At 70.4% G+C, this 25,092-nt stretch carries 22 protein-coding genes and 4 pseudogenes; 13 read left to right on the forward strand and 13 right to left on the reverse strand.

The genetic code is table 11. The features are described 5' to 3' along the window. Positions 1-2: 2 nt before the first annotated feature. Together ACFY0O_RS19000 and ACFY0O_RS19005 are read right to left on the reverse strand one after the other, a co-directional pair. Positions 3-791, reverse strand: coding sequence for a 2OG-Fe dioxygenase family protein (locus ACFY0O_RS19000; RefSeq protein WP_388947800.1), 789 nt, complete (start codon positions 789-791; stop codon positions 3-5). 172 nt (positions 792-963) lie between these two features. Then, on the reverse strand, positions 964-1,113 hold the full coding sequence (locus ACFY0O_RS19005) for a hypothetical protein (protein WP_388947801.1): 150 nt from the start codon (positions 1,111-1,113) through the stop codon (positions 964-966). 734 nt (positions 1,114-1,847) lie between these two features. On the opposite strand from ACFY0O_RS19005, the gene ACFY0O_RS19010 reads away from it, so the two are divergent. Continuing rightward, positions 1,848-2,150, forward strand: a complete 303-nt coding sequence (locus tag ACFY0O_RS19010; RefSeq protein WP_388947802.1) for a hypothetical protein — start codon at positions 1,848-1,850, stop codon at positions 2,148-2,150. Positions 2,151-3,250: 1,100 nt separating this feature from the next. Further along, complete coding sequence (locus tag ACFY0O_RS19015; RefSeq protein WP_388947803.1) at positions 3,251-4,030, forward strand: TIGR04222 domain-containing membrane protein; 780 nt, start codon at positions 3,251-3,253, stop codon at positions 4,028-4,030. Positions 4,031-4,801: 771 nt separating this feature from the next. On the opposite strand, the gene ACFY0O_RS19020 is transcribed toward ACFY0O_RS19015, so the two are convergent. Then, a complete protein-coding gene (locus ACFY0O_RS19020) occupies positions 4,802-5,290 on the reverse strand; it encodes a hypothetical protein (protein ID WP_388947804.1) in 489 nt (162 codons plus the stop codon). A 314-nt stretch (positions 5,291-5,604) separates the two neighbouring features. On the opposite strand from ACFY0O_RS19020, the pseudogene ACFY0O_RS19025 reads away from it, so the two are divergent. Next, positions 5,605-5,769, forward strand: a pseudogene (locus tag ACFY0O_RS19025) (transposase); the annotation flags it as partial. A gap of 44 nt (positions 5,770-5,813) precedes the next feature. On the opposite strand, the gene ACFY0O_RS19030 reads toward ACFY0O_RS19025, so the two are convergent. From ACFY0O_RS19030 to ACFY0O_RS19040, 3 genes and pseudogenes are all read right to left on the reverse strand, one after another. Then, positions 5,814-6,464 carry a hypothetical protein gene (locus tag ACFY0O_RS19030; protein WP_388947805.1) on the reverse strand — a complete coding sequence of 217 codons (651 nt, stop codon included), beginning with the start codon at positions 6,462-6,464 and terminating at the stop codon, positions 5,814-5,816. 86 nt (positions 6,465-6,550) lie between these two features. Then, positions 6,551-7,012: pseudogene (locus ACFY0O_RS19035) on the reverse strand (transposase); the annotation flags it as partial. A gap of 595 nt (positions 7,013-7,607) precedes the next feature. Beyond that, positions 7,608-7,916 carry a hypothetical protein gene (locus ACFY0O_RS19040; protein ID WP_388947806.1) on the reverse strand — a complete coding sequence of 103 codons (309 nt, stop codon included), beginning with the start codon at positions 7,914-7,916 and terminating at the stop codon, positions 7,608-7,610. Between the two features lie 261 nt (positions 7,917-8,177). Here ACFY0O_RS19040 and ACFY0O_RS19045 point away from each other — a divergent pair, with 261 nt between their 5' ends. Continuing rightward, a complete protein-coding gene (locus ACFY0O_RS19045) occupies positions 8,178-8,540 on the forward strand; it encodes a transposase (protein ID WP_388947807.1) in 363 nt (120 codons plus the stop codon). Positions 8,541-8,640: 100 nt separating this feature from the next. On the opposite strand, the pseudogene ACFY0O_RS19050 reads toward ACFY0O_RS19045, so the two are convergent. Together ACFY0O_RS19050 and ACFY0O_RS19055 are read right to left on the reverse strand one after the other, a co-directional pair. After that, positions 8,641-8,957: pseudogene (locus ACFY0O_RS19050) on the reverse strand (transposase); the annotation flags it as partial. Positions 8,958-9,030: 73 nt separating this feature from the next. After that, complete coding sequence (locus ACFY0O_RS19055; RefSeq protein WP_388947808.1) at positions 9,031-9,672, reverse strand: maleylpyruvate isomerase N-terminal domain-containing protein; 642 nt, start codon at positions 9,670-9,672, stop codon at positions 9,031-9,033. A 152-nt stretch (positions 9,673-9,824) separates the two neighbouring features. Here ACFY0O_RS19055 and ACFY0O_RS19060 point away from each other — a divergent pair, with 152 nt between their 5' ends. After that, positions 9,825-10,757: a nucleotidyltransferase domain-containing protein gene (locus ACFY0O_RS19060; protein ID WP_388947809.1), complete on the forward strand. Its 933-nt coding sequence runs from the start codon at positions 9,825-9,827 to the stop codon at positions 10,755-10,757. A 360-nt stretch (positions 10,758-11,117) separates the two neighbouring features. Here the strand turns inward: ACFY0O_RS19060 and ACFY0O_RS19065 are convergent, their stop codons facing one another. After that, positions 11,118-11,588: a carboxymuconolactone decarboxylase family protein gene (locus ACFY0O_RS19065; protein WP_388947810.1), complete on the reverse strand. Its 471-nt coding sequence runs from the start codon at positions 11,586-11,588 to the stop codon at positions 11,118-11,120. Between the two features lie 1,143 nt (positions 11,589-12,731). Between ACFY0O_RS19065 and ACFY0O_RS19070 the strand changes: the two genes are divergently transcribed. The 4 genes from ACFY0O_RS19070 to ACFY0O_RS19085 all read left to right on the forward strand — a co-directional run bounded on the left by ACFY0O_RS19070 (position 12,732) and on the right by ACFY0O_RS19085 (position 15,762). Beyond that, on the forward strand, positions 12,732-13,364 hold the full coding sequence (locus ACFY0O_RS19070) for a hypothetical protein (protein WP_388947811.1): 633 nt from the start codon (positions 12,732-12,734) through the stop codon (positions 13,362-13,364). A gap of 85 nt (positions 13,365-13,449) precedes the next feature. Then, positions 13,450-14,082: a transposase gene (locus ACFY0O_RS19075; protein WP_388947812.1), complete on the forward strand. Its 633-nt coding sequence runs from the start codon at positions 13,450-13,452 to the stop codon at positions 14,080-14,082. A gap of 52 nt (positions 14,083-14,134) precedes the next feature. Further along, positions 14,135-14,629 (forward strand): hypothetical protein, encoded by a 495-nt coding sequence (locus tag ACFY0O_RS19080; RefSeq protein WP_388947813.1) that lies wholly within the window; start codon positions 14,135-14,137, stop codon positions 14,627-14,629. A gap of 428 nt (positions 14,630-15,057) precedes the next feature. Continuing rightward, positions 15,058-15,762 carry a hypothetical protein gene (locus tag ACFY0O_RS19085; protein ID WP_388947814.1) on the forward strand — a complete coding sequence of 235 codons (705 nt, stop codon included), beginning with the start codon at positions 15,058-15,060 and terminating at the stop codon, positions 15,760-15,762. A gap of 17 nt (positions 15,763-15,779) precedes the next feature. On the opposite strand, the gene fxsT is transcribed toward ACFY0O_RS19085, so the two are convergent. Beyond that, positions 15,780-18,218, reverse strand: coding sequence for an FxSxx-COOH system tetratricopeptide repeat protein (gene fxsT / locus ACFY0O_RS19090; protein WP_388947815.1), 2,439 nt, complete (start codon positions 18,216-18,218; stop codon positions 15,780-15,782). A gap of 491 nt (positions 18,219-18,709) precedes the next feature. On the opposite strand from fxsT, the gene ACFY0O_RS19095 reads away from it, so the two are divergent. The 4 genes and pseudogenes from ACFY0O_RS19095 (at position 18,710) to ACFY0O_RS19110 (ending at position 21,893) form a co-directional block, all read left to right on the forward strand. Then, a complete protein-coding gene (locus tag ACFY0O_RS19095) occupies positions 18,710-19,294 on the forward strand; it encodes a TetR/AcrR family transcriptional regulator (RefSeq protein WP_388947816.1) in 585 nt (194 codons plus the stop codon). Positions 19,295-19,378: 84 nt separating this feature from the next. Beyond that, a complete protein-coding gene (locus ACFY0O_RS19100; protein ID WP_388947817.1) occupies positions 19,379-20,359 on the forward strand; it encodes a zinc-binding dehydrogenase in 981 nt (326 codons plus the stop codon). A 1-nt stretch (position 20,360) separates the two neighbouring features. Further along, a pseudogene (locus ACFY0O_RS19105) lies at positions 20,361-20,540 on the forward strand (hypothetical protein); the annotation flags it as partial. A gap of 156 nt (positions 20,541-20,696) precedes the next feature. After that, positions 20,697-21,893 (forward strand): FAD-dependent monooxygenase, encoded by a 1,197-nt coding sequence (locus ACFY0O_RS19110; RefSeq protein ID WP_388947818.1) that lies wholly within the window; start codon positions 20,697-20,699, stop codon positions 21,891-21,893. Between the two features lie 321 nt (positions 21,894-22,214). On the opposite strand, the gene ACFY0O_RS19115 is transcribed toward ACFY0O_RS19110, so the two are convergent. The 3 genes from ACFY0O_RS19115 to ACFY0O_RS19125 all read right to left on the reverse strand — a co-directional run bounded on the left by ACFY0O_RS19115 (position 22,215) and on the right by ACFY0O_RS19125 (position 24,503). Then, on the reverse strand, positions 22,215-22,685 hold the full coding sequence (locus ACFY0O_RS19115) for a hypothetical protein (protein ID WP_388947819.1): 471 nt from the start codon (positions 22,683-22,685) through the stop codon (positions 22,215-22,217). A gap of 482 nt (positions 22,686-23,167) precedes the next feature. Continuing rightward, the gene (locus tag ACFY0O_RS19120) at positions 23,168-23,665 is read right to left on the reverse strand and encodes a DUF6193 family natural product biosynthesis protein (RefSeq protein ID WP_388947820.1); all 498 of its coding nucleotides are present in this window, start codon (positions 23,663-23,665) and stop codon (positions 23,168-23,170) included. Between the two features lie 481 nt (positions 23,666-24,146). Then, positions 24,147-24,503: a hypothetical protein gene (locus tag ACFY0O_RS19125; protein WP_388947821.1), complete on the reverse strand. Its 357-nt coding sequence runs from the start codon at positions 24,501-24,503 to the stop codon at positions 24,147-24,149. Positions 24,504-25,092 lie beyond the last annotated feature (589 nt).

Raw genomic sequence — 25,092 nt, forward strand, 5'->3', positions numbered from 1 at the left:
GGTCAGCGGGCGGCGAGCGTGGTCACCAGCACGTCCCGGTATCCGCTGCGGCCGGCATCCTGGGGCTGGAGGGGGGATACGGCGTGCCAGGTGGCCTGGTCATCGCTCAGCAGCAGGCTGCCGGGCTCGCTGAGGGTCGTGGCCGCGATCTCGCGGCCGTCCGCGTCGTAGACCGTGCTGCGGCCGCCGGTGACGTTGTCACGGCCGATGAGCAGTGAGGTCACCAGGGTGACCCCGTCCTTGTGCCGGCCTTCGGGAGTCGGCTCACCCAGGCTGCCTGCCCGCGCCACCACTCTGAACGGGTGCACCCTGACGATCCACTCCCCCGCGACATCCAGACCCGCGGCGACCTCGCCCAGCGCCCGCATCAGCGCCTCCAGGAGCGGCTCAGCCCGGAAGGCGGCGGTGAGCGGCTCGAAGCGGCGCTGGACGTCCACGTAAAGGGGGTTGCTGTCCTGCGGCTGTACGAACACATCGTGCGGGAGCGCGTTGATCTCACCCGACCTCGACAAGAGGAACTGGCCGAAGCGACGCAGACGGTGTGTGCCGCTCTCAGCCGCGTACGCGTCCACAGCAAGGTCGTTCCAGTGCGCGGCGAACCCCTCCCACACATCAGGCGCCACGCCCAGACCGTGGCAGACCGCGGCTGGGGGCATCAGGTGCCAGCCCTTGGCGGCAACCTCTTCACGAGCCCGGTCGAGCAGCTGTCGCCGCCCGCCACCAGCGGGGGCCAGCCGGTCGGTGTCCGCGTGGTGCAGCCCTGACCGAGGGCTGGCGTGTCCTTCGTCCATGACCTCCATCCTCCAGCCGTTCAACATGCCCTGCATCCGCTGAGCACCGTCCGGCCAGCCGTCAGAGGGGCGCCCGCAACGCCCGGCCGGCCCTGTCCCGGAGGTGCCGGCACCCGGCCCGCCGTGCCCGGCCGCCGGTGTCTTCGCCGACGTCCGGGTGCGGCGGCCGCTGTCAGGCCTGGACGCGGCGCAGGTGGATCTGCTTGCTGTAGTAGTCGCCGAGCCAGTCGCGGCGCTGGTCGTTCTTCCCGGCCAGGCGCTGCTTGTCGAACTTGTGTTTGGTGCCGTCGGAGGCGTGGACGTAGACGTGGGCGCGTTCCAAACCAGGGGGCGCTGCTGCCTGATTCCTCCAGGCGCAGGTGGACGGGGTAGGCGGACGTAGGTGGTCTTCGATCCCTGGGCGAAGTCGTCGATGTCCTCGGAGTCCAGGAGGAACTCCCGGCCGCCGATGCCCAGGTAGATGAAGGAGCCGGTGGAGGCTCCGTCCACGTCGGCGGTTTCGATCTTCGCGCGGATCCGGGTGATGTCAGTCCTCTCGCGCCTTCCTGCCCCGACTCAACGGGCGGCTTGGGGGCGTGCCCGCACCCTGGCCGGTCCGCCGGACGGGGATGAGCACCGGCATGGCGGTGCGTGGGCAAGGTCGTGCGGGCACTGGAATCCGGCATGCTTGCGGCACGGCTGGGCGTGTCCCCATCAAGCCCGGCCAGGGGATCGTTTCCCCCTCACCCGGACAGCGCAGCCCCACCGCCAACCGGGGCGGGTCTGCCACCGGCGTGCTTCGCCGCAGGCAGCGCAAGCCCGAGCCGGCCTTCAGGAGCTCGGCAGCCCTTTCCCCCATCACCAAGTTGTGGACCGGCTGGGGGACGTCGACTCGTCATCCGGGCCCGCCCTTCTGTCTGCCCGGTCGCCGATGCGACCTTCCCGTCGGGATTCTGACTGGACGAACGGCGTGATCTTCTCCGGTGAAGCCGCTCCCCCACCCGGGTGAGCCCGCTCCCCGTTCCCTCGCGAAGACGGATCTCAGGACGCGCGGCCGTGGCGGTGGCGGCCGCTTCCATGGTGCTTGGCGCGACGGCCCCTGCGGGTGCCGAAACCCCCACGCACGCGCACGCGGCGGGGCCTGCGCTGCTGCAGGCCGTCGCGCTGCTGCCGGTGGAGGCCGAGCGGCGCGAGGGCTGCAACCAGCTGCGGGAGTTCGGCGACCGGATCGACGCCGATAAGGACGGTTGCACCACCCGCGCCGAAGTCCTCATCGAAGAAGCCGTCGAAGCCCGGCGGGTCGGCGCCAAGTGCAAGATCAGAGCGGCCAGCGCCGCCTCGATCGTGGAGCCGCAGGACTCGCCCAGGTCGAACCGGTGAGCCCGCTGCCGGTACATCACCGAATGGATCGCGGTGAAGACCCGCTACGGCCTGTCCGCCGGCGAAGCCGAGAAGGGCACCCTGACCCAGTACGCCTCCACCTGCGCCAACACCCCCTCACCTGAGGGAGGGCCCCGATGCCTGGAGGAGGCATGCCGGGTGCGGCGCGGGACGCCTACGGGCCGTGGTCGCGGTGAGCGCGTTCGGGTGGGCCTACGCCGTCCGCGCGCTATCAGCCTCTGGGCGCCCACCTCGACCGGGCCGGCGGCACCGACCAGTCCTCTCAACAACCCGCTGGCCGTACCCGGCCCCTTCCGTCCCGCACCAGCTCCTTGGCGGTCTCGGCGTCGAATTCGCCGGCCGGGGTCACCACAGCGGTCCCACCGGACCCCAGCGGGCCACGACGCTCAGGGCCGCCGGGTCGACGACGCCTATTACCAGCCCTTCGCCGACATCGAGCAGGAGATCGTCACCGAGCTGGCGGGCGGACGCGGCCACCTGCACGAGGCCCGGCTGAGGGGACGGCGGCGCACGGCCGGGCACCCCGACCACACGCTGTAGCCCAGCCGCTGCCTGACATGGATGCCCAAAGAGACCGCCTGGCACGCACCTCTGGGGCCGGCCACTTCGCTGGCAGGCCCGCAGCGCTGCGGCCGCGGGCGGAGCCCCGGTGCTGCAACGCCTCAAACGACAACCGGACGCCTGCGAGGTCGCAGATCAGCAGTTCACCGTCCAGGACCAGGCCGTACGGCAGCTGCGCCTCGGCGGCCGCCACCAGGTCCGGCCACCGGTCCTGCACCAGGGGCCGGCTCCGGGTCTGGAGCAGCACCCGCCCACCCGGGCCCGCCAGGATGAACAAGCAAGCGCGATGCCCGTCGAACTTCTCCTCGTAAGCCGCCCCGCCCGCCGGGCGGCGGGCCCGGGAGCGCCTCGGCGGCCTGTGCCGGCATCGGCTCGACCGAGCGGCAGCAGTGCGGCGGCGAGCCCGTGAGGAACCGTCCGCCCGGGCGGAACGCGAGCGGGGCGGGGCCGGCTGGGGGTGACGCTGGCGGAATCCACGCTTCGGGTGCAGGCTGATGGTCCCGGGGGAGGAGGGTGCCGTGCTCGTTGTCAACGCCGTCCCGGTGGCAGGGGCGTGGCTGCTGTTGCTGATCGCCGCCGCCCTGCGCCTGTGTCCGGGCCGGGGTCCGCTGGAGCGGCGGCTCTCCCCCGTCGAGACCGGCCTGCTGCGCGGCGGTGCGCGGGGTGCGGCCCAGTGCGGGCTTGTCGAGCTGTACCCGGCCGGGTCGGTCGCTGCCGGATGGCGGCGGACCGTGGAGCCCGGCAGGGCCCGGCTGCCGCGCGGCTGCTCCGAGGCGGCCCGCGCCCAGTTCCACGTACTGTACAAACCCCTCCACCCGCGCCGCCTCCAGGAGATGGAGCGGGTACGGCGTGCCGTCCGCGGGGTGTCGCAAGAGCTGGAGCGGGCGGGGCTGGTGGTATCCGCCAGGCGGGCGTGGGCCGTACGGATGCTCCTGTTGCCGGTTTTCGCGGCCGCGCCGCTGGCCGCCGCGGCGGGCGGGCCGGACGCGGCGGCGTGGCTGGTGCTCGGCCTCCCCGCCGACGCGGGCGCGGTGGCGTTGTGGGTACGGCCCCGCCGCACCCTGCGCGGGACGGCACTGCTCGCCCGGCTGCGCCACGACCACGCGGGAGTCCGCACGGCGACTCGGAACCGCCCGGACGAGCTCCTGCTGAGCATCGCCCTGTTCGGCGCCCCGGCCCTGCGCACCCAACTCCCCCGGTTCACGCAGGAGAGCGGCCTGCTGACCCGCCCGCCGGGAGCGCCGATGGACCGGGGCGGCGGAGGATCAGGCGAAGCATTCGCGCCTTGCGGGGGCTAGGACGCGTATCGAGTCGTCATCAACCCACCTACCTGGCCCGCCACCTGCGCGAGACCGTCCGTCCATAGGCAGCGACCTGGAACCAACCACGCCTGGAAGGCTGCAGCTTGTCGAGCGGGGAGTTCATACCGGGGCTATCGGCCGACTCGAAGAGCGTCGCGGACGGCGGCCACCCCCACCTTCTCCCCGGGCTGGGCGGGGCGCCTGAGGGCGTAGTCGAGGAAGGAGCGGGCCTGCGCACGGGCCAGGGCGCGGCGCTGGTGCCGCCGCGGACGCAGTGCCGTCCGGGAAGATCCATCTCTCCTCCTCGCTCCTCTCGCAGCGCTGGGATGTTGCGCCGCCCCGGTGCTCGCAGGCCCTACGCCGCCCTGCCCGGCCAAGCCGGCTCCGGCCGGTGGCGTCAACGGCGTGAGCTGGCCCCACTTTTCCCGGCTTGAGTTGGCCCCACTCAGTGAGTGAGGCCACGATGGGTTCGGCTTGAAGCGGCTCCGGCTTCCGGTCTGTTCCGGGCCCGGGGCCCGGCTATCGGCGCCCTAGAGTCTGGCGACGCGGGCGCCGCCAGCTGTCAGACTTCGCGCCATGACCCGATCGGACCTGACCGAGACCGAACACCTGAAGGAGATCGAGAGACTTGCCCGAGAGGTCCAATCCGCGGCTCTTCGGGAGGGATGGCACGCTGGTCGGTGGGGAGGCGGACGGCGCGGCGGGCGTTCAGGCTGACCACCTCGCTCGGTTCCGGCCCGGGCAGAGCTGCCGCCGGCCCGGAGACCGTCACGGTGGGGGAACGGCCATCGCTCTGAGCGGCTTGCGGGCTTCGAGGGCGACGATGTCGCCGGTGTGCGCACCGGCCGAGAGGGCGGATCGGATTCCGGCGATCACATCGCGGTGTGCGAGGTGGCGGTGCACCAGGAGTACGTGGACCAGCTGCTTGGTGCCCTCGGTGCCGGAGCACTTCGTCCGTTCGCCCGCCAGGTCTACCCCTGCTTCCCCGAAGTCGACCTCGGCGTCCATGCCCGGCTGATTGTGGCGGATGACGAACCCGGCCGCCGGTGCCGCACCCGCGGCCACGGCGATCTGCCGACGTCGGCGGGAGACGTAGTCCCAGACCGTGGTGTAGGCGATCTCCGCCCCGCACTCCTGCCGCAGCCGGTTCAAGATCCGCTGGACTGCGTACCGCTGCTTCGGCGGCGCTTCCAGATCCTCGAGCAGCCACTCGTCGATCGTCTTCTTGAACGGGTCCGACCTGGGCGCGGGCCGCATCGGCGTTTTCGAGGCCTGGGCACTGGAGAAGCCAAGGCCTCGCGTACGAGCCGGCGGTGCACGCCGTACTTGCGGGCCAGCGCCCGCAGCGACAGCCCCTCCTGCCACGAGTCACGGCAGATCCGCAGGAACAGCTCTTCCCTCGACAACCCCATCCGGCATCGCCCCCGCACGGTGGCCCACCATGACCGTCCCACCCCCCGCCACCCGGTGGGGCCAGATCAGACCGGAACAACCCCCGAACGCTCCCGTACGCCCCCAAGGGGGGGCCGACCCAAGCCGGAAGGTGGAGCCGCATCAGAGCGTGAATGCCAATCCCGGTCTGCTTCTGCGACCCCGCCAGTCCTGACCGCGGATCGAACGAGAACACGAACGGCCTGATACGGCAGTACTTCCCCAAGGGCACTGACCTGTCCGTCCACAGCCGCGAGCGCCTCGCTGCCGTCGCCGCCGAACTCAGCGGCCGCCCACGCAAGACGCGCCGCCCTCACCGGCCGGGGGTTCCTCCTGGACTGCCGGGCAACTACTGGGTGCTCCACTTCCAGCTGTCCAGCTTCATGAACTCGGCAGGCGTCCGCGCGTCTTTGCCATTCCAGACCAGCCGGGCGGGCGGCTTGGCGGTGGAGCCGATCCATACCGAACACTGGGTGCGGGTCTCGCCGATGTCCCAGCCGAGGTAGACCTCGCCGACGGGGCAGCCGCCCTCCTCGAAGCCGGACACGATGACCGGCTTCTGGGCCGCCTCGTTCCCGTTCTCATCGAGGATGTGGATGGGCAGGTTGAGGTTGGCGTTCGGGTGGTCCGGTTTGCCTTCCTTCAGGGTGTACGTTGCGAAGACGTAGTAGGGGGTGTCGCCCAGTTCGGGGTGCTGGTCGTAGTAGCCGGCCTTCATCTGCTTCGGGCCGCCCTTGACGATCTTCTGCACGGTCACCTGGAAGGTTCCGCCGTCGGTGCCCTCGATGAGATTCGGCGCCGGCTGCCCCAGCGCCAGCGCGGGACCCCACGTGGCGTTCGGGCTCGGGCTCTGGCTCGGGCCGGCCTGCCCGCCCGCGGTCTTCGCCCCGGAGGGGGCGGGAACGGCCGTCGAGCCGCCTTCGCCGCCGCCGCAGGCGGTGAGCGTGACGCCCAGTACGGTGGCCAGGACCCCGTGAACGGCTATGGAATTGCGACGCATGAGTTTCTTTCCCCGTGGAGGTCTCCGGGGGAGAACAGGCATGTGACCACGACGGAGTCCCCCGGGCCACGCTACGCGTGGCGTGCTCATGTTAAGACCGTGTCCCACATGGTGAGGTTCCGGAAGCGTTTGTAGCAGCAGATGGCGGCGGCGAGGCCGAGAAGGGCCAGGTGGTTGCGGGGGTGGCGTTCGTATCGGTGGTTGAGACGGCGGTAGCCGGTGAGCCAGGACATGGTCCGTTCGATCACCCATCGCCGACGCCCGAACCGCTCCGAGGACTCGATGCCCTTGCGGGCGATACGGGCCCCGATCCGCTCGCCCCACAGCCATCGTCGCGGGTGAGGAATGTCGCAGGCCTTGTCCGCGTGGAGGCGTGTCGGCTTGAAGTCGGCCGCGTGGGATTCGTGTCCCATGTGGAAATGGGACAGCATCGGCTTCAGCGCAAGGCTGTCATGGGTGTTGGCCGCGGACAGGCCGACGCGTAGAGGCAGTCCGTTCGCGTCAGACAGGACGTGCATCTTGGTAGGCGCGGTTCTTGCGGGAGGCGAGACTCATCCTTACGGCCTTCGTGCTGAACGTCTGTGTTCCTTGGTCGGAGCACATGTTCAGACGAAGGCCGCCTCCACGTACGGCAGTTACCGGACCGAGCGATCAAGTACGACGCACCGTTCGAGGAACAGCTTCTACCGGCGGCGCAGAGACCCGGACCCGCAGCGAGTGGACCAGTCGCCAGCCGGCCAGAGCCGCTCTCCACTGGCCCGCACGACGACAAGTCTGTCGTCTTCGAAACCGAATCGATCGCCGGTGGCCAGGAAGAGCGGGTTCGCCAGCTCGAAGGCAGGCACCTCTCCCGTGTGCACCCACAACTTGTTGCTGCGGTCGAAGCCGATGGTCAGGTGCCCCCGCGTGGCGGTGTCGGTGAAGTCGTAGCCGTTGCCGTTGCCGTCCTGCTCGTATCGCCAGGTCTGGTTCGCGTTGTCGGTGCCGCAGCCGAGCGGTCGGCGACATGTCGTTCACCCGATCGGCCGCAACCCCGGCGCCCCCGACCGCTAACCCTCGCCGCCCGGCGCCAGCAGGATGCATGTCCGCGACCGGGCCCTGGCCGGCCCCGGCCTCGCCGCGCCGTTGTGGGAGCCCGCCGCGTCAGGTCGTCTCTACCGTGACCTTCCACGGCGTGACGACGAGCGGGCACGTGCGGCCCGGGTCCGGGCGGCAGCTCCTTGCCGAGCTGATGGTGGCGGTGCCGTCCTTCTCGGCGTGGAAGACCGCGGTGGCGCTACCACTGGGGGTCGTGCCGCCCGCCGTCCGGTGGAGCACGGCGGGGTCGCTGCTCTGCGGGACCCTCCAGGTGTAGTTGAGCCCGTTCTGGCGCTGGCCGGTGAGCCTGACCTCGATGTCGTCCCCGGTGTGCACGGACACGGTCCTGCCGTCGTCCGCGTTCGTGAGAACCACGCGCCCGGACCGTAGGTGCGGCGCCTGGCCATGTGCTGCCGCCGGCGCCGCCGCGCAGGCCAGGACGGCCACCAGAGCCGCCCCCACTCCCCAGGGGGCGCCCCGCTTCCAGGCCGCCACGTCTACCTTCACCGTCATCTTCGCGATCTTCATGCACTGACAACACCCAGGCCGCGTCCGAGGTCACGCACGACCACGCACCTCCCCGGCCGCACCGAACGGCGGTCGCGGCGCGGGGCGGGGTGATCTCACGGATGCCGAGTGGGAACGGCTGCGCCAGTCAGCAACAGGCGTGGTGGCCGGTGGCGGGACCACCGGCAGGTGATCGACGGGATCCTGCACCCTGTACGGACCGGAGTCCACTGGCGTGACTTGCCGGAGCGATTCGGGCCGTGGAAGACGGTCTACGAGCGCCACCGGCTGTGGTCGGCTGACGGGACCTGGGAGCTTCTGCTCCAGCAGGTCCAAGCCGAGGCGGACACGTCCTGGGGCATCGACTGGGACATCTCGGTGGACGCCCGCACCGGCCAGCCGCCGGCTCTGGCCTCAAAGGGGCTGTGCCCGGGGAACACCAGGACGAGGCCCTGGTGGAACCTCGCCGCCCGCTTGGCGGAGCGGTGCTGAAGGTGAGGGCCTCGGCCGCTCGTGTGGCGGGTTCACCGCCGAGGTCCCCCTGAGCGCGGACGGCCGCTGCCGCCCGCTGCCCCTGGTCCGTCGGCGCCGGATGCGCCGCCGCTCTGGTGGAGTCGATGCTGACCAGGGACAGGTCCACCTCGCCCCACTTCGCGGCCTCCGCGATCAGGCCTTCCAAGAGGGCTTCAAAGACCCTGGCGTCAGGCCATTGCCGGCCCGGTTGTGGACTGTCGACCAGGCGCCGAATTCCGCTGCGCCGGCATCTCCCGCCGCTGCCCGTCCGTCTTGAACCGCCAGATCACGCCCTCGAACTGCCCGCAGCCGCTCGGGAAAGGGGCCGTATTTGCCGATCGGGGAGTGCGGTCTGATGAACTCCCACTCCATGTCCGCCAGTTGCACTCGCGTCACCCAAGAGGGTCCACCAGTCCAGGGCCTGCCGCGAAGGCAAACCTGGCAGATTGATCACAACGCAATACGCTCCCTAGAGGGCGGAGATGGAGGCCGGTGCGCGTTCGGTGCGGCTCAGAGCGCGCAGCACATCGGTCGCTCCATGGCGTCGCAGTGCGATCCGCGACAGCAGGTCCACGACTGTCTCAACGGCCAGGTCAGGGAACTCCGGTGTGGGCAACCCGACACTCCATGCGAGGTCGTCGGAGTGGACGATGAGCTCCAGGGTCCGGCTGGTGATGAAGTCGTCGAGACTGATCGACCACGGTCCCCAGGTCGGGCGGCGGACGCGTCGATCCGGCACGGCCGGCAGGGTGCCGCGCAGCTCGTCGACGCACGTGGCGACCCGCGCGGCCAGTGCGGCGGGACCATCGGCCGCCTCGTCCTCTCCGCCGGATCGGATGCCCTGATTGAACGGCGTGTCGATGTCCGAGCCGATCCAACTCACCCGCCTGTAGTACTCGTGGATCGAGATGGCGGGCTCGGAAGGTTCCGGCTCGGCCAGGACTGCGGGAATGAAGAAGACCTGCCCGGCCAGGTGGCCCGCCAGCCCACGGACGCTGAGCTTCGCCAGCGCGGAGGGCTGGTGCCAGCCGCCTGCGACCGCCGGCTCGGCCAGCAGCCTCCCCGCTGATTCCGCCACGCTCAGGTAGAGCTCCCTGACCTGTGTCACCATCTCGTCCCCCTGCCGTCGGTGATTGGCTCACCGGTCAACATCGCGAACAGGTGAAGCATTCCGGACGCCCGAGGGTTTGGCATCGGATCGCTCGGACCGTGCCGCGCGGCATCGACTCGCCTCTGATCAAGGACCCGGGCACTCTGCCCGTCATGCAGCATGTAGACCCCATCGAGCAGGCGCGACGTCTCGTCCACAGCCGTTTCCCCGAAGCGCTCTCCGCCATCCTCGGCGGCTCCACCGCTAGCGGAAATGCCACTGCCAGCAGCGACTTGGACATCGTGGTGCTCATCGAGGACGGCGGCCTGACCTGCCGGGAGACGATCCGGTTCGAGGAACGTGTCGTAGAACTTTTCGTCCACACCCGTACCGGTCTCCTGGAGCTCTTCGCCGCAGACGTCGCCACACGGCGGGCGGTGCTTCAGAACATGTACACCTCCGGTCTCGTCCTGATCGACACCGACGGCGAAGCCGGGCGCGCTCGCGCTCTGGCCGAAGCGGGCCTTCGCGAAGGTCCGCCTGCCTTGAAACCAGAGACAGTCGATACGAAACGCTACGGTTTGACGGATGCGCTGGACGACCTCGCTGACGCGCGTGACGCCGTCGAGCGTCTGGCCGTGGCCGGGTACGTGGTCAGCGCCGCCGCCGATCTGCTCTGCGACCACCATCACGCGTGGGTCGGCGGCGGCAAGTGGTTTCCCCGCCGCCTGCGGGAAGCCGAGCCACAGCGTGGAGCCGCCCTTCTCGATGGACACCTCCACTTGTGCGGCTCAGGCGACCCCACAGCACTGATCAGCGCAGGTCCAGGGTGCTCAACCTCGTCGGCGGCCCCCTCCGCGAGGGCTACCACAGGACCTGGCACGGCACCATCGACTCAGTCCATAACTTCTGCTCGTACGCCACCCCCGCCCGCACCGCGGCTGGGCCAGGCACCATCCCCGGGCCCTCCCTTCGGTCACCCCTTCGTCTTCCAGCGTCGGCCAGACCGGCCCGAGGCGGCCCGGGCAGCCCCGTACCTGCATCGTCCATCCGGGGGGTGCCACTGGGCCGTCGGAGCGGTCTCGGGCCCGACTGCGGCACGGTGAGCACCCATGCGCTGCCGGTCCCTCCCTCTGCTCCTCGCCGCGCTACTCGCGGCCTGCCCCGCCGGGGGTGAGGGTCGGAAAGGCTGTTGACCTCCCGCAGGTACAGCGCCCCCCCCCGGCACGGTACGTACCTGTCCGCCCAGTTCGGCCAGCCACTCGACGTAGGTGACTGTGACTGGGACGGCGACGGCACCGTCACCACCACCTCCTACGGCGACACCGGCGACACTCCCGTCACCGGCGAGCCGAGGACCAGGCCGGGTGGTCGACCTGGATCGGCGAGTGCATCAGGAGCGGCTGCTGCGCAACGCCCTCGGCTGGCGCGCTGCATGCAGCGGATCCCGCCCTCGGGGGGCGTCTTCAGTGCTGGCCGGGCTGATAGTGGCCGGCGGGCTGCTGGACGGTGACGTTCAGGCGGTTGAAGGCGTTGATGACGGCTACCTGGGTCACCAGGGCTGCGAGCTGGTCTTCGTCGTAGTGCTTGGCGGCGTTCGCCCAGACCTCGTCGGGGACGCCCCCGGCGGCGTCGGCGATGCGGGTGGCTTCTTCTGCCAGTTCGAGAGCGGCGCGTTCGGCTTCGGTGAAGACGGTGGCCTCCCGCCAGGCCGCGACCAGGTGGAGGCGTACGGCGGTCTCCCCAGCGGCGGCGGCGTCCTTGGTGTGCATGTCGATGCATCCGGCGCAGCCGTTGATCTGGCTGGCGCGGAGCATCACGAGTTCGCGCGTCGCGGCCGGCAGGGTCGAATCACCGAGGGCCTTGCCCGCCGCGATGATGTGCTTCCACGCCTTGGCGGCGACCGGACTGGTGAAGACGTTCAGACGAGCGTTCATCGTGGACTCCTTTGTCATTGCCTGCTGGTGTCCTCAAGACACCGGACCCCTGCCGGCTGTGACAGCGGCGAAGGTGAGGCACGTCACAGGCGCAGGGGCGGGGCAGGCGGGCAAGGTCGACGACGCCGGCGGCCATCGTGTGCGCGCCCGCACGAGTGGATGAACCGGGTCCTCCCCTCCCTGCGGAGCACCCCTCACCTGCGGACGGGCTCCTTCCCGCCCCGGCCGCGGCGTTCTGTGCAGTAGACGCCGCTCCCAGGGTGGTCCTCGCCAACTGGCGCGCGGCCGTGCCGTGGTCGGGGCACCAGGGCCTGACGGGCGGCCATACCCCGCAGCGCGGCGGGTCGGGCCGGCTCCCGCCACAGCCCCATCGTCCCGCCCTGCCGCTTGTCGTCGACGTCCACCGAGCCCACCCGGCACCACCTGATCGAAGCCCGTTCGGTGGACCCCGAGCCGGCGCGCGGCCTGGTCCGGGCCCAGGGGCACGTGCCGGTCAAACAGGGTGGCCAGGTCCCGGCGCCGGGGCAGGGCCGCCACCTGGTCCCTCGCGAGGAACTCGGCACCCTCCTCGACTGTGTCCCGCAGGGAAACGCGGAGAACCGCGGCATCATCGGCATGGTCCTCGACCTCCGCACCGGCACCCCACCCGAGGCCTCCCCCAAGCGCCGGTGGTCTCCGCCCCTTCCAGCCGGGCCTCGCCCGCACACCGTGTATGCCCCGCGACCTGCCATGTGCCCAGCCGGCTGCGGGTACTTCGCACGAGGCTTCTTGCCGAGGCCGGGAGCGTCATGGTTCCTTCGGTCAAGCCTGCTGACCGGGGACGGCGTTGCCGGGAGCCGCCTGCACCGGCCCTTGGCCAAGGGATCTCAGAACGCGGAAAACTGCCGACGGAGTACTGCCTGCCCCAGCAGGGTCCTCCCGTGTCCACCATGAGCCGGCCCGGCCACCTGCGCCGGATGTCTCCCGAAGCCCGACACCGTCGCGATCCGGCCGCCAAGTCGCGTCGATGTGGCACAGGTTATGGAGGGGCCGGGGGGCGGCGTACGGTCGGGTGGCGGGTTGTGGCTTGCCGTCCGGGACGGAGGCCCCACCCGGTTGGAGACCGGTCTTGTCCTTCGATGCCGCCGGAACAGGAGCGCCCCGATGCGCCTTTACGCCCAGACACGAGTACGTCGCTGCCGGCAGATCCTCGCCGATCTCATCGCTGTGGTCCTGTTGGCGGCCGCGGTGAGGTTCGCTCTGGCTGTCCACGATGGGATCATGCTGCTGGCCGAGCCGGGGCGGCAGGTGAAGGACGCGGGGGGCAGTCTGGCTTCCGGCCTCGGCGATGCAGGGAACGCGGCCTCGAACGTTCCGCTGGTCGGCGGCATCCTCAAGAAGCCGCTCCAGTCGGCAGCCGAGGCCAGTAGCGGACTCTCCGATGCCGGGCAGTCCATGCAGGACGTCGCAGGACGGATCGCCAACCTCACCACGTTCGCCCTGATCGTGATCTCGGTGCTGTTCGTGCTGGTGACGTGGCTCCCCCCGCGGGTGCGCTGGATCCGGCGCAGCGCTCTCCTCCAAGGCCTCCGCGACGCTCCCGGCGGTGCCGACCTGCTCGCCCTCCGTGCTCTGACCGGGCCGGTGAAAGCCCTCGCCGCGGTCTCCCTCCCGCCGGGCGGCCTCGCCGATGCCTGGCGCCGGCGGGACGAGCAGGTCATCGACGAACTGTCCCGGCTGGCGCTCGGACAGGCAGGCCTGCGCCCCTGCGGCCCCACAGCGTGCCGCATCGAGTGACGCGACGCAGGCCCGGCCGTCGGGACCTCAGACACCTGGCTTTGCGACCCTGGCCGCCAAGCTGCCGCTCTGGCGCCTGACGGCCATGATGAAGCGGGCTGGCCGTCGCAGGAACATCGAGGCCGATGCGGAGCGTCTGCAGCGGCTCTTCCGCCGGGAGGTGGCCCACCAGGTCCCGCTGGCCGAAGAAGCGATGGGCAAGCAGGCCGCGGCCCTGCTGCTGCAGTTGGACGCCGCCTGCGAAGCAGTCGCCGACCTTGGCCAGGCCACTGAGGAAGCCTTTCGAGCCCATCCAGACGCCCCGATCATGCTGAGCTTTCCGGGCACCGGCGCTCAGATCGGCGCACCGATTCTTGCGGAGATCGGGGACGACCGCACGCGGTTCGCCATCGCCGGAGGGCTGAAGGCATACGCGAGCGCGGCCCCCATCACCCGGGCATCCGGCAAGCGCCACTACGTCGGGCGCCGGTTCGTCAAGAACAACCGGCTCAACCACGTCGGCCACCTGTGGGCCTTCGCCTCCCTCGGCGGCTCATCCGGCGCGGACGCCCACTACCGGCGCCGACGGGCAGGAGGGGACTGGCACATGCAGGCACTGCGGCACCTGTTCAACCGGATGCTCGGCCAGCTCCACCACTGCCTCCTGGCACGCGTCCCATTTGATGAAGCAATCGCCTTCCCCTCAGAGCCCCAGGCAGCAGTGACAGCTACGGCGTGAACAGGACGGCCCTGTCGCTCCGCTCCCGCTCGACGGACGGCAGGATGTGCGGATGTCGAAGAGCGAGACAGAACTGCTGACCCTGCTGCGCGAACTTGATGACCCGGAGCGGCTGGAACGGCCGCTGCACTACGATCCCGCGGCGACCGGCCTCAAGTTTGGCGGGCTGGTGCGCCGGCTCGAAGCAGACTTCGGGGCCTCCTGCGAGTCGGAACGGGACACCCAGGACTCCAGCGAGTACGGGCGCGTCCACGTGCCTGCGGACGCGACGGTCTGCGGGACACGAATCGTGGTCTGCGTGAGCAAATTCGGGTCCCTCACCGAAGTCTGCGCCGACAATCCGGGGGCTTTTCTCGGCACGGACGAGGCCTACAAGGAGGGGGCGCTGGACCTCGGCGACCTCGCCACCGTGGCGCGGGCCCTGGCCGACCTGGATTACGTGAGCGTCCCCGAGGAACTGCTGGAGAGCGACTACGAGGGGCCCAGCGAGCTGAAGCACTTCGCACCACGACCCACCTGGTGGACACGGTTCTTCGGCCTCTGGTGATCCACCTGCCCGGCGGCCACCCTCAGCCGACCCCTGCGTGCCAGCGGGGCCCAGGACGGTCGCCTCGGGCAAGATCCGAAGGACGGGACCAACCCCTGCGCCTTGACGGCTTAACTACATGAGGTGTCTTGGTACGACATGAGCAGTTGCCACCAGAACCGCATGAGGAAGCGGCATTCCTGCGGATCACGGTCGTCGGCAAGGCGATCATGAACGACCTTAAGCAACTGTGTCCGCTCACACTCCCGGCGCCGGCCTCAAGCGCGCGTGCGGCATCTCCCAAGGACCGGGGCAGGAACCACAGGTGCCGGACGGGCGTCTCTGCCGCCGCAAGTGGAGAGCACCGTCCGGCACCGACGACCTGGGGGGCACCCGCGATGGTCCGAAAGACCCGAGGAACCTGGAAGACGTGGAGAGGCTGGAGAGCGGTGACCACCGCTCTCGCCATCCTGGTCTGCCTGACCGCCGCCGGGGCGTCAGCCGCCACCGCCGACCCGGGCGGACCGTTCGCGCCCAACCTGGACCAGCACTGCGCCACGCAGAACAGTGGCAGCGGTCCCATGACGACCGTCATACCCGTCGACCGGATCACCCTCAACCTGGAGACCGTCGGCTACCCCCCGACCGACTCCAACTTCTCGGTGGCCAAACCGCCGCCGGGCGCGACACTGACCGTCACCTACCAGGTGTGGGTGCACGGCGTCTACTACAGCAACTTCGTGAGCGCCCCACTGGCGCCCTGCACCTGGGACAACCCCACCTACGTCGACGCCTCGACGTGGAACGACCACGTCACCGTGACCGGCGTCTCCCAGCGCTGCGAGACCGTCAGCATCGGCGTCGGCGGCAGGCACGCCAGTGTCCGCGAGGACGTCGTGACGGTGAACGTCGCGCACGGTCCGTCCTACGGGCCCTCGTCGTACGCGGGCCGGTCGGTCTGGGCCGACTACTGGGTCGTCGGTCAGAAGGCCTACACCTCGGGAGCGTCCGGCGTCTTCGACGCCGACGGCAAGGCCACGCTGTCGTTCGTGATCCTCACTCCGACCACCGGCGCCGAACTCGACGTGCTGGCAAGCGGCCAAGCGGGTTCGCGAACCTTCCCCGGCCACTCCTGGACCACCATCACCTGCTGAGCCGGCACAGGGCCTTCTCAACCGCCACTGGCTGCGGCGTTCCTGCGCCGCAGCCGGTGCCACCACCGGCTCCGTGGCCGTTGGGTGGACATGGCTGACGCTGTCTCCAGCGCGTTGCGGGTTCTCAAGGTATGCGTGTGCTCGTCGCCCAGGATGCGGACGCGGTCATCGAGGGTTCGGCGCAGCAGGTGTACCGCCTCGGCCTGCTCACCTGTTCTGGTCAAAGCGACGGCGAGGTTGTGGCGACTGGCCAGGGTGTCCGGGTGCTCGGGGCCCAGGATGCGGGTGCGGTCCTTCAGGGTCTGCCGGTGCAGGCGCACTGCTTGTGCGTGTTCGCCCATCCCGTCCAGGGCGAGACCGAGGCTGTCCCGGGTGGCCAGCGTGTGCGGATGCTCGTCGCCCAGAGTGCGGGCGTGGTCGTTGAGCGCCTGCCGCAGCAGCCGTATCGCTTCCGTCTGCTCACCTGCCCTGGTCAGGGCGCCGGCGAGGTTGTGGCGGCTGAGTAGGGTGAGGTGGTGCTCGGGGCCCAGGACACGGATGCGGTCCTCCAGGGTGCGCCGGTGCAGGCGCACCGCCTGTGCGTGCTCGCCCATCCCGTCCAGGGCGAGACCGAGGCTGTCCCGGCTCGCCAGCGTATGCGGGTGCTCGGGGCCCAGCACACGGGTGCGGTCGTCGAGGGTCTGCCGCAACAGGCGCACCGCCTCGGCGTGCTCACCCGTCCCGTCCACAGCACATGCGAGGTCATTGCGGCTGGTCAAGGTATCGGGGTGCGCGGGCCCCAGAATGCGGGTGCGGTCCTCCAGGGTCTGCCGCAGCAGACGTATCGCCTCGGCCGGCTCTCCCATTCCGAACAGGGCATTGGCCAGGTTGTTGCGGCTGGTCAAGGTGTCGGGGTGCTCGGGGCCCAGCATGCGGGTCTCGACGTCGAGGACCCGCTCGTGCAGCAGGCGCGCCGCACCGAACGCGCCAGCCTCCTGCAGCACCTGCGCCAGGGCGTTGAGAGTGGTGCGGTGGCGGGCAGCGGTGCGCGGGTCCGGGCAGTCGAGCAGCAGAGGCAGGTGGGGGGCGAGAAGCACGGCTGCGGGCCAGCCGGCGCGCCCGCGCTGGTCGGCCTCGTGCACGGCCGTGGTCAGCCGCTCGGCAAGGGCCCCGTGCCACACGGCCGGCTCGGAGGTCTCGGCCGTGAGCGCGACAGCGTTGATCTCTCGGATCAGGGGATGCAGCACCACCTGCGCCTCCTCACCGCTGCCCGGCGCCGGTCCGGCGCTGCCGGGAGAACGGGGCAGGCCGAGGAGACCGTAGCGGTGCAGGCCGGCGAACGCGGCTTCCAGGGCCGCCGCGGTGACGTCGTGTCCGGTGGCGGCGGAGAGCAGGTCCGGGGTGATCAGGGACAGGGGGACGGGGGCCTGAGCCAGCAGGGCCAGCAGCCGCAACAGGGGGCGGGCCAAAGCGTTGCCCTCCCCGGCGAGCTGGTCCAAGGACACCTCCCAGGTGTGCCGCACCACGGCGCGGGCGACCCGTGGATGGGAGGCGTTCGGGTGCGCCGCTCCCAACAGGAACCGCAGTTCCTGTTCCAGGGCCTGGTGGTAGGCGGCGAAGGTGCGGTAGCGGCTGGTGGGTGAGGCCAGATAGGTGCCGGCCGCGTGCAACGCCAGTGGCAGCCCGCCCAGTCGCGCCGCCAGCTCCCGGGCCTGCTCGGCGGTGCCGGCCGCGGGAGCAGCGTCCAGCAGGACCTGCCCCGCAGGTCGCAGCGGCAGCGGCTCCAGTGGCAGCAGTTGCGCGCACGGACCCCAGGTCTGCTCGCTGCCGTCCCGGCTGGTCACCACCAGCAGGCCCTGGCCGTCAGGACGGATCCAGCCGCGATAGTCGGCCACCGGCTCCCCTGCCGGGCCGATCTCGTGTGGCTCGTCGGCGTTGTCCACGACCAGCAGCCACCGCCGCGCCCGGCCCAACTGGCGCCAGACCACGTCCGGCAGGGTCGCCTGCCCCGCCTGCGCGGCCTCCAGCTCCGCCTCTGGCAGGCCGCAGGCCAGCGCCGCCTGCACCATCTGGTGTCCCAGCTCGGCACCGTCGCGCCAGCGCACCCAGAACACTCGCCAGCCCGCCGCCTCGGCCTGGGCGGCCAGTTGCGCGGCCAGCGTTGTCTTGCCCATCCCGCCGACCGCGCACAGCACCGCGAACCGGCCTTGTGGGCGCCGAAGCATGCCTGCCAGCACGGCGAGTTCTGCCTCGCGCCCCCGCACGCGCTGAACATGCGGGGGACGTAACGAAGCCTGCCGGCCTCGGGCCGGTCGGCTCACCGGTGCCGGCAGCGCCGGGGGCCTTGCTGCGGCGTCCAGATGCCGGCCCCACAGCAACAGCCCGACGCTTCCCGCCACCAGCACGGCGAACACCGGCCAGATCACCCACGCCTGCGCCGCCCAGCCGGGCACCGCGGCACTGGCGTAGTTGGTCACCGGCCCCAGCACAGCCGCCACCAGTGCGGCCCCTCCCGCTACCGCCGACCCGGCCCACGCACCCCGTCCACGCCACAAGGTCGCCACCCCCGTCCACCGTCACCAGCATGCTCCCGCCTGGACCACGTCCACGGAAGGTGGCCGGTGGTCACGACGCGGGCTGCGATGTTGCAGGCGCCGGACGCACACCGCTCGCGGACGCGCGATGGTCTGCGCAGACGACCCGGTGATGCGGATTGCGCATTCGCCCCCAAGCGGGCGGGGATGGCACCCAGCTGGCGCTGTCACACGCGAGCGCCGCCGCAGCATCGAAGCGTGAGGACCTACGTCCGCCATCGGGGCGTCGTACGACATCAGCGTACGGACCTCCGCGCAGCTGCGCCCCATCCCCGGCGTCGTCCTGGATGGCTGCCACCGGGCTGCACCGGCCCGCGCGAGAGCGCGGCGGCGAGGGGGTGGTTCTTGAATGGTCACTCATGTATGTTTGCCCCATGCCCCGACCCCGCGAGTTCGAACCCGAAGCCGTACTGAACCAGGCCATGCTGCGCTTCTGGGAGCGGGGGTACCGGGCTACCTCCATCGAGGATCTGGTGAAGGCGACCGGAGTGAAGCCCGGCAGCCTCTACGGGGCATTCCCCGGTGGCAAACACACCCTGTTCCTCAAATCGCTGGAGCGTTACTCGAAGCTGGTCGTCCCCGAGAAGTTGGGCGCGCTGGAGGCACCCGATGCGTCGGTGGCCGAGATCCGGGGCTATTTCGACGGGCTTGTGCAGGACCTGCTCAGCCCCGAAGGCCGCCAGGGCTGCCTCCTCGTCAACACGGCGATCGAGCGGGCCGCCGAGGACGACGGGGCGGCGGCTGCCGTCCGGGGCCACCTGGCCCGGCTCGAACGCTGCATGACCCACGCCCTGGAGAACGCGGCGCGCAGGGGGCAGGTGCGCGCGTCAGTGGATCCCGCGGGCAGCGCCAAGCTGCTCGTCGCCACGTGTCAGGGACTGATGGTCGTCGGTAAGGCCAACCCCGACGGAACACTTCTGCGGTCGATCGTCGACAACGCCTTCGCCGCCCTCGTCTGACCTCCCGACATCCGGGCCACCCACGCGGTGGCCCCTTTTTCGGCGCCGATGCTTGAATGGTTACTCAAGAATGGAACCCAAGACATGAAGGCCATCGTCATTTCCGCCCCCGGCGGCCCCGAGGTCCTGACCGCGACTGAACTTCCCGACCCGGTGGCCGCCGAAGGGGAGGTGCTCGTCCGCGTGGCGGCGTTCGGGCTCAACCACGCCGAGTCCTACATGCGCAGCGGAGCATGGGGAACCGTGGCGGCCGTTCCCGGGATCGAGTGCGCCGGGGTGGTGGAACACGACCCCTCCGGCCGACTCCCCGCCGGCACCCGTGTGGTGGCGCTCCTCGGCGGGATGGGCCGCGTCCGCAACGGCAGTTACGCGGAATTGGTGACCGTGCCCGCGACCAACGTGGTGGCCGTGCGGTCGTCGCTGGGGTGGGCCGAACTCGCCGCGATCCCGGAGGTCTACGCGACCGCCTGGAGTGGGCTGTTCGGCACTTTGGACCTGCGTCCCGGCGAGACGGTCCTGGTGCGGGGAGCGACCTCCTCGCTCGGCCAAGCCGCCGTCAACCTGGCCGTCGAGCAGGGCTCGAAGGTCATCGCCACCACCCGCAACCCGGAACACGCCCTGCTCCTGAAGGAACTCGGCGCCGACGACGTCCTCATCGACGACGGCGCGCTCGCCGTCGGGATCACGCAGCTGGGGCTCGCCGTCGACGCGGTGTTCGACGTCGTCGGCAACAGTGTCCTGCGCGACTCCCTGGCCCTCGTCCGACCTCGAGGTCGGGTCTGCCAGCTCGGATTCCTCGGCGGATTCGAACCGGTCCGTGACTTCGACCCGATCGCCGACCTCCCCAGCGGCGTGCGGCTGAGCTTCTTCGGCAGTGCCTTCGTCCTGGGAACCCCCGCGTTCCCGCTCTCCGACGTGCCGCTCGACGAGATCTGCGCCAAAGCGGCGTCCGGAGCCCTGCTCGCCCGGCCCAAGCGGGTCTTCAGCTTCGACGAGATCGTCGAAGCCCACCGGGTCATGGAGGCCGGAAAAGCCCTCGGCAAGTTGGTGGTCGTGCTCGACTGACATCGCTCGCCGCGCGGAGCGGGGCACAAGGAAGCGGACGCCTCGGATCCGGCCTCCCGGGCAAGCCGTCGACGGGCACATCGGCAAGGTCCACCGGCACTCCAGCGAGGTCTCCGACGCCTACCTCGTGGTCGACAGCGGCGTATGGATCTTCGGCAAGGAAGTCCTGCTCCCGGCGGGGGGATCATCCGCGTGATGAGCTAGACGAAAGTTCTATACACTTGTATTGCACAAGCGTATAGGTGTGGGCTAGCGTGGGCTCGCGAGATCGGGGCCGCCACGACGGGCTCCGGGCCGTCCCGGCCCCGGACCGTGGGCCCACGCCACAGGGGGAACCATGCCGCAGCAGACCGTCCTGATATCCGGAGCCAGCGTGGCCGGTGCCACCCTCGCCTACTGGCTGCTTCAGCACGGATTGACTCCTGTAGTGGTGGAGAAAGCCCCCGCCGTCCGCCCCGGCGGCTACAAGATCGATCTCCGCGGCGCCGCACTGAAGGTAGCCGACCGGATGGGCATCCTGGAGGAGGTTCGCCGTCACCGGACCGAGGTCCGAGAGGCCTCCGTCGTGAACGCACGGGGAAACCGGGTCAAAAGCATGGACGCCGACAGCTTCGGCGGCCGGGTCCACGGCGACGCGGAGATCATGCGCGGCGACCTCACCCGCATCCTGTACGACCTCACCAAGGACAAGGCCGACTACCGCTTCGGAGACTCGATCGCCGAGCTGGAGCAGGGCCCCGACGGGGTTCGCGTCACCTTCGAGAGCGGCCGGACCGAGACCTTCGACCTGGTGGTCGGCGCCGACGGACTCCACTCCCGCACCCGGTCCCTGGCCTTCGGCCCCGAGGAGCGCTTCGTCCGCGACCTGGGTTACCACGTGTCCATCTTCAGCGTCCCCAACCACCTCGGCCTCGACCGCGAGGAGTTGACGTACGTCGGCCCGGGCCGGACCGCCCTCACCTATACCACCGCACACGACACCGGCGCCAAGGCGATGTTCCTGTGGTCCTCCCGCCCCCAGGACCACGGCGTCCGTGACACCGCGGAGCAGCAGCGGCTGCTGGCCGAGGCGTACCGCGGGGAGGGCTGGCAGGTACCGCGGTTCCTCGAGGCCCTGCCCGCCGCCCCCGACTTCTACTTCGACTCGCTCAGCCAGGTGCACATGGACAGCTGGTCCACCGGCCGGGTGGGCCTGGTCGGCGACGCCGCGTACTGCGCCTCCCCCGCTTCGGGGCAGGGCACCAGCCTGTCCATGGTGGGCGCCTACGTCCTCGCCGGTGAACTCGCCGCGGCGGGTGGCTCCGCGGAGGGTTTCGCGGGCTACGAACGGGCCGTGCGGCCCTTCGCCGACGCCAACCAGAAGCTCGGTCCCGCAAACGTCAAGCGGATGGTGATGGGCAGCCCCGCGCAGGTGCGGATCTCCCTGCTGATGCTGCGCCTGCTCCAGCACCTGCCCGGCAAGGACCGCATGATGGCAAAGGTCCTCGAACCCATCCAGCGGGCGGCCAACTGCATCGAGCTCAAGGCGTACTGAGCACACGGCGCCGACGGCTACTTGTCAGGCGACGTTCAGAACCCGTTCTGATCCCCAGTCGACGACTAAGAACCCGTGTTCTATCGGTTGTGTGGGCGTTTGGGTGCGAACGGGGTTCTGGGTCGGGTGATGTTCCGGCGGTCCGGACATAAAGACAGGGCCTCTTGGCAACCCGGGGATGCGACCAGGCCTTCTCCTGGTCGTCCACGTCACCCCGGCGTCCGCCGTCGAGGCGGAACCGGACCGTACGGCGGCCGGCAGCGACCATGACCAGCGAGGCCGCCTTGTCGCTCACCGCAGCTGCCGAATCCTTCCCTGGGTTCAACTCAGCTGGTCGCGCACAAGGTCAAGGAATGCCTGTCGGCTCGGATGGATATGCGCCCAGACCTTCTCATCCTGCGGATCTCCCGGATCCTCGGGGCCCTTCCTGATCACCTCCTGCACCGCGAACGCGAGGCTACGTGCCGCTTCGCTGACCTCGGACGCGCACAGTACGTGGATCGTCTTCTGCGTCACCCACACCCTGTCAAGGACCTGCCTTGCCCGGCCCTGCCACTGCTCGTCAGTCAGGTTGTGGTGATACCGGTCCACGGCGACCCGTTCAGCTTCCTGCACCGCGGACAGAAACTCGATGAGGTGGGTGAGACGCTCATTGCGGCGCGCCTCGGCAAGTTCACGGACACTGCGGCGTGCCTCACCGCGTTCCAAAGCGCGTCCTGCCGATCGCTGGGCCAGCATCGACATGAACCCGCCGAGCAGGACGCCGACGAGCGGCGCAAGCGTTGTCCACACAACAGCCGATACTATGACATCGATGGCATGGACACGGCATGGGGTCGGGGGGATCAAGCAGGGACCGGGGACGTGCAGACGGCCAAGTCGTCGCAGCCTTCGACAGCTGAAAGCAGTAGAGCGGCGCATCGGGACGGTCGCCCTGCCACACGAACCGGCCGACCTCGCCGACGTCGTCGACCTCGACCACGTCGTGGACGGTGATGATGTGCGGGTGGTCCCGTAAGCGCGCCGCATTGCGGGACTCCCGTGTCGCCCGGGCCAGGAGCTCCGCGCGCGCCTCGTCGGGGACCGAGCCGAGGCGCACCATCTTCATCGCCACGTCCACGTCCAGAACCGGGTCGTGGGCCTCCCAGACCTCACCGAAACCACCGGCTCCCAGCGGGCGGGGCGGTAGGTGCATGCCGCGGCGGCCCCCGCTACGCCAGACGGACGGCCCGCGGCCAGGCGGGGCAGCCGTGATGAGTGCCGAGCGGGTCGGATCAACAGCCGAGTGCGACCGGGGTGAGGCCGTCAGGCAGTCGGTCCACGGCTGCTGCCACCGCTTCGGGTGCCGTGGCGAATAGAGCCGAGTCCTCGTCCATGACCGTCATGGCGAGCGAGTATCGGTCAATGTCATGGGTGACCAGGCGTGGCGCCACGATGGATAGACGAGGGTGTGTGGTGGTCGAGAAACGCAGCACCCCGTGGCTGGCCAGCGGGAAGAGCGCCCGAAGTACTGGTTCGGCATGGGCCGCCTCGACAAGGACCTGGTACGCAGGCTTCCAGGGGTACTCCAGCTCGCTCGCCTCTGTGCGCAGGTGCTGCCACTCGCTTTGTGTCAGGCGTGCCGGGTCACGGTCGGGGACCTCGAAGCGGCCGGTCAGGTGCACGAACGGCGCGGCTCGACGGATGTCGCTCAACCCTGCTCCGTCGTACCAAGCCCGTGCCACCTTGGCGATCTCCGCCAGATCGTCCGTCGTGCCGTCGATCAGTGCCATGCCAGTAAATGAGTCGGAGCCACAGATGGACCACTGCCGTTCGTGGTGCCGTGCGCTGACCTTCAGAGAACTCCGGTGCGGTAGCGCGCAGCCGACCCTGACACCACGCAGCGGAGCGAGGTCCGGGCCCGTCATCGGAACGGAGTCGAGACGGCCTTCCGCCACGGCCCTGAGCGCCGCGCTGAGGCTGCCGTGCGCCGCAATATCGGGGAACAGAACGGCTGGGTCTGGGGGTATGGCCACGGAACCCGATTGTGCCGGACCTGCGGATGAACAGACACACCTGCCTGACGGCTCAGCGGAGGCGACGACGGCGGGGCCGTGCCTCCTGGCGGAGCCCAGCGCATCCTTCTCCAGCCGTGGTCAACACGGCAGAGCGGTCAGAGCCTCGTAGTTGGCCAGCCGGGCCAACCACGAGCCTCAAAACCCGTGCCTGCTCAGGGCTGCCCGTCGATCCGTCACGGCGGCCCTTCTGCGCCGGTCAACACTCGCGCAGCCCGGGAGCCGGGTCCTGTCCGGTCTTGACGTCGACCGCGGGCACATTGCCCCAGGCCCCGTTGTCGAGCTGGGTCCAGTACCAGATGTCGTTGCCGCCCGGGTGCGGGTCGCCGTGACCCCAGCACTGGAACCAGCTGAACGTGCCCGTGAGCGTGCCGCGGGTGGCCGAGCGGTAGGAGCGGTCCGCGTAGCCCTTGGCTCCGGCCCGGTTGCCGCAGTGCAGCCGGCCGTCGGAACGGACACCGCACTCGGCGGCAGAGGCCGGAGAGCCGATCGCGGCCAGGGCCGCCGTCAGAGCGGTGGTCATGACCAGGACGGTGAGCTTGTTTCGCAGGTTCACGTGGACTCCTTGATGGTGGGGCGCCTTCGCGCGGAGTGGTCGTGCGGGACTCTCGGGGCGGGCAGGACTGGCGGTGGGCATGCCGTGGCGCGCTTCAGCCCCGCTCAAGGGCAGGTGTCGAGCATCTCCTGCAGCCGGTCGCGCTCGGCCTCGGTGAGGTGCACCAGTCGGCCCGGGACGGGGGACTCCACTGGTCCTGGGACTGGTTGCCCTTCGACCGGTTCGACGCCGCCGAAACCGCGAGCAGCTGCGGGCCTTGAACGCGGACAGGATTTTGCCGTCACACGGGGAGAACCAGGTGCCCGAGACGGCACGGCACTGGTCGTCGCGGACGATGGCCTGGCCGTCGCGGGCCAGGACCACCTCACGGGTATCGCACTGCTGCCCCTGCTGCACCCAGTGCGGGAACCTCGCCCGGGAATAGCCCGCCATCGAGTGCGGAGCCTCCACCACCAGCGCGGCCGTCCACGACGGAACCCCGGAGCGCCAGCGGAGACGGCCGCGCGGTCCAGGCCGCGTGAGCGGCGGGCACCGTGGAGAGCAGGGGGCAGAGCGGCGAGAGCGAGCGCGGGCAGACCGCGCGACATCA

It is taken from the genome of Streptomyces sp. NPDC001594 (assembly GCF_042893675.1).
Classification (GTDB): Bacteria; Actinomycetota; Actinomycetes; order Streptomycetales; family Streptomycetaceae; genus Streptomyces.